This is a genomic window from Paraburkholderia sp. (genome assembly GCF_035501035.1).
Classification (GTDB): Bacteria; Pseudomonadota; Gammaproteobacteria; order Burkholderiales; family Burkholderiaceae; genus Paraburkholderia.
Genome location: NZ_DATJWR010000180.1, coordinates 1 through 9,258 on the forward strand (window position 1 = coordinate 1; position 9,258 = coordinate 9,258).

Annotated in this window: 9 protein-coding genes and 1 pseudogene; 8 read left to right on the plus strand and 2 right to left on the minus strand. The window is 67.8% G+C overall.

The genetic code is table 11. The annotated features are described in order from the left end of the window. From wrbA to VMJ11_RS12805, 4 genes are all read left to right on the plus strand, one after another. Positions 1–579: NAD(P)H:quinone oxidoreductase (gene wrbA / locus VMJ11_RS12790; RefSeq protein ID WP_325619777.1), on the plus strand; the 579-nt coding region annotated here is incomplete at its 5' end. Between the two features lie 68 nt (positions 580–647). Continuing rightward, complete coding sequence (locus VMJ11_RS12795) at positions 648–980, plus strand: DUF2069 domain-containing protein (RefSeq protein ID WP_325619784.1); 333 nt, start codon at positions 648–650, stop codon at positions 978–980. 186 nt (positions 981–1,166) lie between these two features. Further along, on the plus strand, positions 1,167–2,621 hold the full coding sequence (locus VMJ11_RS12800) for an FAD-binding oxidoreductase (RefSeq protein ID WP_325619778.1): 1,455 nt from the start codon (positions 1,167–1,169) through the stop codon (positions 2,619–2,621). Between the two features lie 26 nt (positions 2,622–2,647). After that, positions 2,648–3,454, plus strand: a complete 807-nt coding sequence (locus tag VMJ11_RS12805) for a metallophosphoesterase (RefSeq protein ID WP_325619785.1) — start codon at positions 2,648–2,650, stop codon at positions 3,452–3,454. 38 nt (positions 3,455–3,492) lie between these two features. Here the strand turns inward: VMJ11_RS12805 and VMJ11_RS12810 are convergent, their stop codons facing one another. Both VMJ11_RS12810 and VMJ11_RS12815 read right to left on the minus strand, forming a co-directional pair. Next, the gene (locus tag VMJ11_RS12810) at positions 3,493–3,636 is read right to left on the minus strand and encodes a hypothetical protein (RefSeq protein ID WP_325619779.1); all 144 of its coding nucleotides are present in this window, start codon (positions 3,634–3,636) and stop codon (positions 3,493–3,495) included. Between the two features lie 273 nt (positions 3,637–3,909). Then, positions 3,910–4,848 (minus strand): LysR family transcriptional regulator, encoded by a 939-nt coding sequence (locus tag VMJ11_RS12815; protein WP_325619780.1) that lies wholly within the window; start codon positions 4,846–4,848, stop codon positions 3,910–3,912. Positions 4,849–5,004: 156 nt separating this feature from the next. Between VMJ11_RS12815 and VMJ11_RS12820 the strand changes: the two genes are divergently transcribed. The 4 genes and pseudogenes from VMJ11_RS12820 to VMJ11_RS12835 all read left to right on the plus strand — a co-directional run. Beyond that, positions 5,005–6,642 carry an efflux transporter outer membrane subunit gene (locus tag VMJ11_RS12820; protein WP_325619781.1) on the plus strand — a complete coding sequence of 546 codons (1,638 nt, stop codon included), beginning with the start codon at positions 5,005–5,007 and terminating at the stop codon, positions 6,640–6,642. 11 nt (positions 6,643–6,653) lie between these two features. Next, the gene (locus VMJ11_RS12825; protein WP_325619782.1) at positions 6,654–8,882 is read left to right on the plus strand and encodes an FUSC family protein; all 2,229 of its coding nucleotides are present in this window, start codon (positions 6,654–6,656) and stop codon (positions 8,880–8,882) included. Next, positions 8,872–9,072 carry a DUF1656 domain-containing protein gene (locus VMJ11_RS12830; RefSeq protein WP_325619783.1) on the plus strand — a complete coding sequence of 67 codons (201 nt, stop codon included), beginning with the start codon at positions 8,872–8,874 and terminating at the stop codon, positions 9,070–9,072. Before VMJ11_RS12825 ends, VMJ11_RS12830 begins: the two co-directional genes overlap by 11 nt. Positions 9,073–9,112: 40 nt before the next feature. Continuing rightward, positions 9,113–9,258, plus strand: a pseudogene (locus VMJ11_RS12835) (efflux transporter periplasmic adaptor subunit); the annotation flags it as partial.

The window sequence follows — 9,258 nt, forward strand, 5'->3', positions numbered from 1 at the left end:
CGCGAGCTTGCACGCGCGATCGCACAGGGGATCGACAGCGTGCCCGGCGCCGAAGCGCGCGTGCGCACGGTGCCGCCCGTCTCCACGGTTTGCGAGGCCACCGAGCCCGATATCCCTTCTGACGGCCCGCCCTATGTCGAGTTGCACGATCTCGAAGAATGCGCGGGTCTCGCGCTCGGTTCGCCCACGCGCTTCGGCAACATGGCCGCGCCGCTCAAGTATTTCCTCGACGGCACCACGCCGCAGTGGCTTTCGGGCGCGCTCGCCGGCAAGCCCGCGTGCGTGTTCACGTCAACGGGCAGCCTGCACGGCGGCCAGGAAAGCACCCTGCTCTCGATGATGCTGCCGCTGCTCCATCACGGCATGCTGCTGGTGGGCATTCCCTACACGGAAAGCGCGCTCACGACCACGCAAGGCGGCGGCACGCCTTATGGCGCCTCGCATCACGCACGCCCGGACGCGCGCGGCCACGGCCTCAGCGCCGAAGAGAAGGCGCTGGCAAGCGGGCTCGGCGCCCGGCTCGCGCGCGCCGCGCTTGCGCTCGCGCCTGCCAACGCCGAGCGAGGCGAGCGCCCGTGAACGCCAGCCCGCGCAGCGCCGCGCTACCGGTCGCGCCACGGCGCGGCGCCGCGCTCGGCGCCCTAGCCATGCTCGCCGCGCTCACACTGCTGTGCATTGCGTGGGAATGGCGGCTCGCGCCGCTGCGCCCCGGCGGCAGCGCGCTCGTGCTCAAGGCCCTGCCGCTCGCGATCGCGCTGCCGGGCGTGCTGCGCCGGCGGCTCTACACGCTGCAATGGGCGTCGATGCTCGTGCTCCTCTATTTCGCCGAAGGCATCGTGCGCGGCATGACCGACCCTGCACCCGGCAACCGGCTCGGCTGGGTGGAGGTCGCGCTTTCGCTCGGCTTCTTCGTGTGCGCACTCGCCTATGTCGCCCCGTACAAGCGCGCCGCGCGCCGTGCGAAGCGCGAGACCGTCTGAGCGGCGCCGAACGCCGCAGCCCTACGCGCGGGTGCGCGGCTTCCCGCGATCCACGAAGGCTTGCCGCACCCGGCGGAACTGCGCGAAGGCCCGCGCCGTGTCACACTTAACGCCTCTGCCTCACGCATTCCCGACGAAAATCGCGCCGCGCCCGGCCCCGAGCCTCGCGCGAAGCACCGAGACACCATGACCGATTCCACCCTCACCGCCCCGCAGCGTTTCCTCGATGCCTGCGCCGCCGCCATCGGCACGCAAAACGTCCTCACCGACGCCCACGACACCGCCCCCTACCTCGCCGACTGGCGCCGCCGCTACCAGGGCGCGGCGCTCGCCGTGCTGTGCCCGGCCAATACGCTGGAGGTCGCGGCCGTCGTGAAGCTCGCGCACGAGCACCGAGTGGCGCTCGTGCCGCAAGGCGGCAACACGGGCCTCGCGGGCGGCGCCACGCCCGACGCGAGCGGCCGCGTAGCCGTGCTGAGCCTGCGCCGCCTGAATCGCGTGCGTGAGACCGACGCGCACAACAACACGATCACCGTCGAAGCCGGCGTGATCCTCGCAGAAGTGCAGACGCGAGCGAAAGAAGCCGGCCGGCTCTTCCCGCTCTCGCTCGCGGCCGAAGGCAGTTGCACGATCGGCGGCAATCTCTCGACCAACGCGGGTGGCACCGGCGTGCTGCGCTACGGCAACACGCGCGAGCTGTGCCTCGGTCTCGAAGTCGTCACGCCGCAAGGCGAAATCTGGGATGGCCTGCGCGGCCTGCGCAAGGACAATACCGGCTACGATCTGCGCGATCTCTTCATCGGCGCGGAAGGCACGCTCGGCGTCATCACCGCCGCGGTGATGAAGCTGCATCCGCTGCCGGCCGCGCGCGTCACGGCGCTCGCGGCGCTCGGCTCGGCGCATGCCGCGCTCGACTTCCTCGCGCTCGCGCAACGCCATGCCGGGCCGCTTCTCACGGGCTTCGAGCTGATGTCGGACTTCTGCATGCAGCTCGTCGGCCGCCACTTCCCGCAGCTGCGCTACCCGTTCGCCGCACGTCACGCGCAGGTCGTGCTGCTCGAGCTTTCCGATAACGAAAGCGAAGCGCACGCGCGCGCGCTCTTCGAGCGGCTCATGGAAGCAGCGCTCGAACAAGGTATCGTGGAGGACGCCGTGGTCGCGGAAAGCCTCGCGCAGTCGCAGGCGTTCTGGAACATCCGCGAACACATTCCGCTCGCGCAGGCGCAGGAAGGCTTGAACATCAAGCACGACATCGGCGTGCCGATCTCGCGCATCGGCCACTTCATCGAGGAAACCGACGCCGAGATCGCGCGCGTCGTGCCCGGCGCGCGCATGGTCACCTTCGGCCATCTCGGCGACGGCAATCTGCACTACAACGTGCAGGCGCCCGAAGGCGGCGACCCGAAGCGTTTCCTTGCCGAAAACGAGAAAACCCTGAATCGCATCGTCTACGACAGCGTGGACCGGCATCGCGGGACGATCAGCGCCGAACACGGCCTCGGGCAGTTGAAGATCGACGAAAACGCGCACTACAAGAGCGAGGTCGAGCTTGCGCTGATGCGCTCGATCAAGAACGCGCTCGATCCGCTGAACCTGATGAATCCGGGGAAAGTGCTGCACGGCGCACGCAAGGAGCCCTGATCGTGAACACTCGCCTGCAAACCCGCGTGAAGATTCGCGTGCTGTCCGATCTGCATCTGGAGCAAGACGAGCCCGATACGATTCCGCATGCGCAAGCCGATCTCGTGGTGCTCGCGGGCGACATCCATAATCACGGGCTGGGGCTGCGCTGGGCCGCGGAAACGTTCGATCCGCAGGTGCCGGTGGTGTATGTGCCCGGCAACCACGAGTATTACGACGGCGAGCTCGGCGCGCTGGAAGCGGCGATGCTCGACGCCGCCGCTACGCTCGACAACGTGCACTTCCTCAACGACGGCGTGTACGTCGATCCGGCCGGCCGCTTTCGCGTGCTGGGCACGACGCTGTGGGCGGACTTCGCGCTCTTCGGCGCCGACGACGCCACGCGCGAAGCCGCCATCGCGGCCGCGATGCGCGTGATGCTCGACTTTCGCGGGCTGATTCAGGTGTCGTGGCCGTCCAGCCCCGAAGCGCTTGCGCGAGATTTCACGCCGGCCGACTCGCTCGCGCTGCATGCGCGCTCGCGCGCGTGGCTCGAAGCGGAACTGGCGAAGCCCTTCGCGGGCGAGACGATCGTCGTCACGCATCACGCGCCGCACCGGCAGAGCCTCGCGCCGCGCTATGCGGAGGATCTCGTTTCGGCCGGTTTCGTGAGCGATCTCGACGCGCTCGTGCGCGCGCCCATCGCGCTATGGGTGCATGGCCACACGCACACGTGCTTCGACTACACGGTCAACGGCACGCGCGTGGTCTGCAATCCGCGCGGCTATCGCGACCGCCGCACGGGGCTGCCGGAAAATCCGGCTTTCGCGTGGGACAAGGTGGTGGAAATCTAGCGGGAAGACACCGCCAAGGAGAAACGGGTGTCGAGCCTTTAGCGCGTGCTCGCGTCGTCGCTGCGCACGCGCAGCGTCGCGGGCTGCAGCTGCGCGCGGCGCATGCGCAGCAGATCGCGCGATGCCGCGATGCCGATCAGGCCCATCATCACGGCGATGCCGATCATCAGATGCGTATCCATGGAAGTCCTCGGTGCTGGTGGTCGGATTGAAAAGGTGGCGTGAAGCAGTTGCGCTACCTTATCAAGCCGCCGTGCGTCCGGGGGTAAGCAAGTGTTGCCATCTGCGCAAGCTGTAACAGGCTGAAACGGCCCGCCGATGCGTTCGCGCCGCGCGGTTCAGTTGCGTAGCTTGTTTGCGGAGCTCATTTGTGCGGCCCGGCTGCGCGCCTGCGTTGCGTGGCTCAGTTCCGTGGATCAGTTCGGTGCCTCAGTTCCGTCGCTCAGTTCCGCGTCTCAAGTGCGCGCGAACTCGCGCAACTCCGTCTGGTCGCGGGCGAGCGTCGAAGGCAGGTTCTCGCGCAGCAGTTCCACCCACGTACGGATCTTCGCGTCGAGATACTGGCGCGACGGGTAGATCGCGTAGACGCTCATCTCCTGCGACCTGTACGCCGGCAGGATCCACTGCAGCTCGCCGCTGCGCAGCCCGCTGATCGCCGAATAGATCGGCAGCAGGCCCACACCCATGCCCTCGCGCACGGCCACCGCCATCGCCTCCGCCACGTTCACCTGAAAGGTCGCCGGGCCGAGGTTGATCGTCGTCTCGCCCTCGGGCCCGCTGAACTGCCACTGCGAGGTCGGGAACACCGGCGTCACCATCTGCAGGCAGGTGTGATTCGCGAGATCGGCGGGCGTTTGCGGCACGCCGTGCTTTTCGAGATAAGCCGGCGACGCACACACGATGCTGCATGCGCTCGTGATCCGCTGCGACACGAAGCCCGAATCGGGCAGATCGGTCGCGACCACGAGCGCCACGTCGTAGCCCTCGTCGAGCAGGTCCGGCATGCGCTGCGCGAGCGTGAGCTCCACATGGACATCCGGGTAAAGCTGCTGATACTGCCCCACCGCCGGCACCACATAGTGCTGGCCGAAGCTCGTCATGGCGTGGATCTTGAGCTTGCCCGCGGGGCGCGCATGCGCGTCGCCGGCTTCCGCTTCGGCCTGATCGACATACGCGAGGATCTGCTCGCAGCGCTGCAGGTAGCGCTCGCCCGCTTCGGTGAGCGCGATGCGGCGCGTCGTGCGGTTCAGAAGCCGCGTGCGCAGATGCGCCTCCAGATCGGAGACCGCGCGTGACGCGTAAGCCGTGGTCGTGTTCAGGTGCTGCGCCGCACCCGTGAAGCTGCCTGCCTCCACTACCCGGACGAATACACGCATGTTTTGAAGCGTATCCATACCCATCCTCTATCTGATGCACGAATTGTTACATGTTTCGCAAGACTGATTGTCTCATGCTTCGTAAAAATGCCTTGCATCCTTACTGGTTATTTAGAAATCGCTCAAAAAATATAATGACGCGCAGTGATTCATAGTCAAGATAAGGAGTAAATCGTGCAGTCTCCGGTACCGAAAGGACTAGCCGCACTCACGGTTCTTACGTTCTCGTTGATAATCGCGGGCTGCGCCAGTACCGGGGGCATCGCACCGCAAGACAAGCAAGCTGACGCAGCGCAACTCGACGCCGGATCGGCCATTCGCGCGGCGAATGCCGAGGCCGGCTGGCCCGCCAGCGACTGGTGGCGCGGCTACGACGACCCGCAACTGAACGCCTGGATCGAAGCCGCCGTGGCCGGCAATCCCTCGCTCGCCGCTGCGCAGGCGCGCGTGCGCGAGGCGCGCTCGATGGTGGGCGTGGCGCAGGCCGGCCTCCTTCCGCAGATCAACGGCAGCATGTCGATCCAGCGCCAGCAATGGTCCGATAACGTCTACTACGGGCCAGGACCACTCGCGGGCGCGAACACGTGGAACAACACAGCCACGCTCGGCCTTTCCTACCACCTCGACCTTTGGGGTCAGGACAGGAACAATGCTGAGCGCGCGCTCGACATGGCGCACGCGAGCGCCGCCGACGCGCGCGCCGCGCAGCTCGAGCTCGAAGTCAACGTCACGCGCACGTACATCGAGCTGTCGATGAACTACGCGCTGCTCGACATCGCGAAGCAAACGCTCGGCCAGCAACAAAGGATTCTCGCGCTCGCGCAAAAGCGCCTCGCGGGCGGCATCGGCACGCAGCTCGAAGTGAGTCAGGCCGAAACGCCGCTGCCCGAATACGAGCGCCAGATCGACGCGCTCGAAGAATCCATCGCGCTCGGCAAGAACCAGATGGCGGCGCTCGCGGGCAAGGGCCCCGGCGCCGGCGAATCGATCCAGCGGCCGGCGCTCTCGCTCGCAGCTCCAGCGGGCCTGCCCTCGGCGTTGCCCGCCGAGCTGATCGGCTATCGCCCCGACGTGGTCGCGGCACGCTGGATGGTGGCGGCGCAGGCGCGCGGCATCGACGTCGCCAAGGCCGACTTCTATCCGAACGTGAATCTGCTCGTTTCGATGGGCGGCTACGCGGCAGCCGGCCCGCTGTTCCAGTTCCTCAAGTCGATGAGCGGCAGCTATGCGGGCGGCCCCGCGGTCTCGCTGCCGATCTTCGACGGCGGTCGCCTGCGCGCGCAGCTCGGCGCACAGTCCGCCGCTTACGACATCGCCGTCGACCAGTACAACCAGACGATCGTCACCGCGCTCAAGGAAATCGCCGATCAGGTCGTGCGCATGCGCTCACTCGCCACGCAGGAAGACGACGCGCACCGCTCGGTCACGGTGGCGCAGCGCAACTACGATCTCGCGCAGGAAGGCTACCGGCGCGGTCTGTCCGACTACGTCAACGTGCTGATCGCGCAAACGCAGCTGCTGCGCGCGCAGGAAGGCGTCGCGCGCATCCAGGCCGAGCGCCTGAACGCGCACGCCACGCTCGTCGCGGCGCTGGGCGGCGGGATGATCGATGCGTCGAGCGAGCCGGCTGCTGATGTTTCCATGAAAGGTCCGACCGAAGCCGAGCAACTGCCCGCGCACGGCAAGAAGACACGCGCCGTACCGCTGATGCCCGCCGCGCTGCTCGCGCCGCATTCGTCGAAGAACTCGTCCGGGCCGGACGCCGCCGACGCGAGCGCATCGCATGCAGCGCCCGCCGGCGCCGCGAACTGAGGCAGCCGTCCATGCAAGCGTCCACTTCCTCCCCCACGCAGCCGGGCGGCCAGAGGCTCTACGCCGCGCTCGTCGACTGGGCGCGCACCGACGGTCTCGTCTGGATCTATCTCTTCAAGGCGATCGCCGCGGCGCTGCTCGCGCTCGGCATTGCCATGAAGCTCGATCTGCCGCAGCCGCGCACGGCGATGACCACCGTGTTCATCGTGATGCAGCCGCAAAGCGGCCCGGTGTTCGCAAAGAGCTTCTACCGGATCTGCGGCACGCTGGTGGGCCTCGTCGTGATGCTCGCGCTGATCGGCCTTTTCGCGCAGCAGCCCGAGCTTTTCATCGTCTCGACGGCGCTGTGGGTCGGCATCTGTACCGCGGGCGCCGCGCGCAACCGCAACTTCCGCTCGTACGGCTTCGTGCTCGCAGGCTACACGGCGGCGCTCATCGGCATTCCGGCCTCGCAGCATCCCGACGCCGCGTTCATGTCGGCCATGACGCGCGTGTGCGAGATCTCGATCGGCATTCTCTCTTCGGGCTTCGTGAGCGCCGTGGTGTTCCCGCAATATACGGGCGAGCTGCTGCGCTCGACGGTGCGCCGGCGCTTCTCGTCGTTCGTCGACTACGTTTCGGCGGCGCTCGCCGGACGCATCGACCGCTCGCACATCGAGGCGACCAACGCCCGCTTCGTCGCCGACGTCGTGGGCTTCGAGGCGAGCCGCAGCATGGCCGTGTTCGAGTCGCCCGACGCGCGCATGCGCTCGGGCCGCCTCGCGCGCCTGAACACCGAGTTCATGACGGTCTCGACGCGCTTTCACGCGCTGCATCGGCTGATGAACCGGCTGCGCGCGGAGAGCTCCTCGGCGACCGTCGAAGCGCTCGAGCCGTACTTCCGCGAAATCGCGCCGCTGTTCGCCAAGGCGGGCGAGCCCGTGCTCACGGCAGCGGACGCCGCGCACGTCTCGAAGCAGCTCGAAGCGTATCGTTCGACGCTGCCCCACCGCGTGCGCGCCACGCGCATCGCGCTCGAAGCGCAAGGGGACGCGCATCTGCTCGACTTCGACACGGCCTCGGAGCTTCTCTACCGCTTCGTGCACGAGATGAACGAGTACACGGCCACCTACGCTTCGCTCGCCGTCGACACGCACTCGCGCGAAAAGTGGATCGCGCGCTACGTGCCGAAGACGAATGCGATCGCGGCGGGCGTCGCGGGCCTGCGCGCAGCGATCGTCATGACGCTGCTCGGCGCGTTCTGGATCGCCACGGCCTGGCCGAGCGGCACGAACCTCGTGCTCAACGCGGCGACCACCTGCGCGCTCGCCTCGTCCGCGCCGAATCCCGCACGCATGGCGAGCCAGATGGCGCTGGGCACCGTGCTCGCGTCGTTCGTCGGCATGATCCTCACGTTCGGCGTGTTTCCGCACATCGACGGCTTCGTGATGCTGTGCGTCGCGCTCGCGCCCGCGCTCGCTTTCGGCGTATTCCTCACGACGCGCCCGAAGTACGCGGGCTACGGCGTGGGCTACTGCATCTTCCTGTGCTTCCTCGCGGGCCCGGACAACGTCGTGCAGTACAACCCGACCAGCTACATGAACGACGCGCTGGCACTCGTCGCTTCGATGGCGGTGTCGGCGGCGGCGTTCGCCGTGCTGCTGCCACCCTCGACGCCCTGGCTGCGCCGGCGCCTGCTCGCCGACCTGCGAGGCGGCGCCGTGCACGCGTGCCGCGCGCGGCTCAAGGGCCTGCGCAACCGCTTCGAGAGCGGCGCGCGCGACCTGATGTTCCAGCTCTCCGCGATCGCCGGCAACGACGAAGCGCAACGCCGCGACACGCTGAGCTGGCTCTTCGCCACGCTCGAAGTCGGCAACGCCGCGCTCGATCTGCGCCACGAGCTGGCCACGCTGCCCGCGCATCCTCAGTACGCGGCGGGCACCGCATGGCGCGTGGCGATCGACGCGACGCTCGACGCCGTGAGCGCACTCTTCGAGCGCCCGGGCGAGGCGCGCTACCGCAGCGCGCTCGCCGCGACGGACAGCGCCATCGCCGCGAGCGAGAACGTGCTGCAAGGCTTGCGCGGCTCCGCTCGCAGCGATGCGCCGGCGCGCGAAGAGCGCCACCAGTTGCAGCGCATCCAGAGCCATCTGCATTTCATCCGCACCGCGCTCATCGACCCGCAATCGCCGCTCGCGGCCTGCGCGGGCAGCGAGGGCGCGCAACCGGGCCCAGGCCCAGGAGCCAACCATGCCTCGTGACGTCGCGTTTCTCGACGCCTATATCCCGGCGATCGTGCTGCTCTTCATACTCGGCGCGGCGATCACCTGGGTGCTCGATTCCGTGCTGGCCAGAACCGGCCTCTACCGGCTCGTGTGGCACCCATCCCTCTTTCGCGTGAGCCTGCTCGTGGTCGTGTGCTGCGTGCTCGGGCTCGCCGTTTATCACTGAATGCGTCGCTGAATGCATCGTTGAACGAATCAACCGAATCATGACAATCCGCAACCTCATTGGCTTTATCGCGACGGCCATCATCTTCGTCGTCGCCATCCTGGTCGGGCGTGTCCTGTGGGTGCACTACATGGACGAGCCCTGGACCCGCGACGGCCGCGTGCGCGCCGAAGTGGTGAACATCGC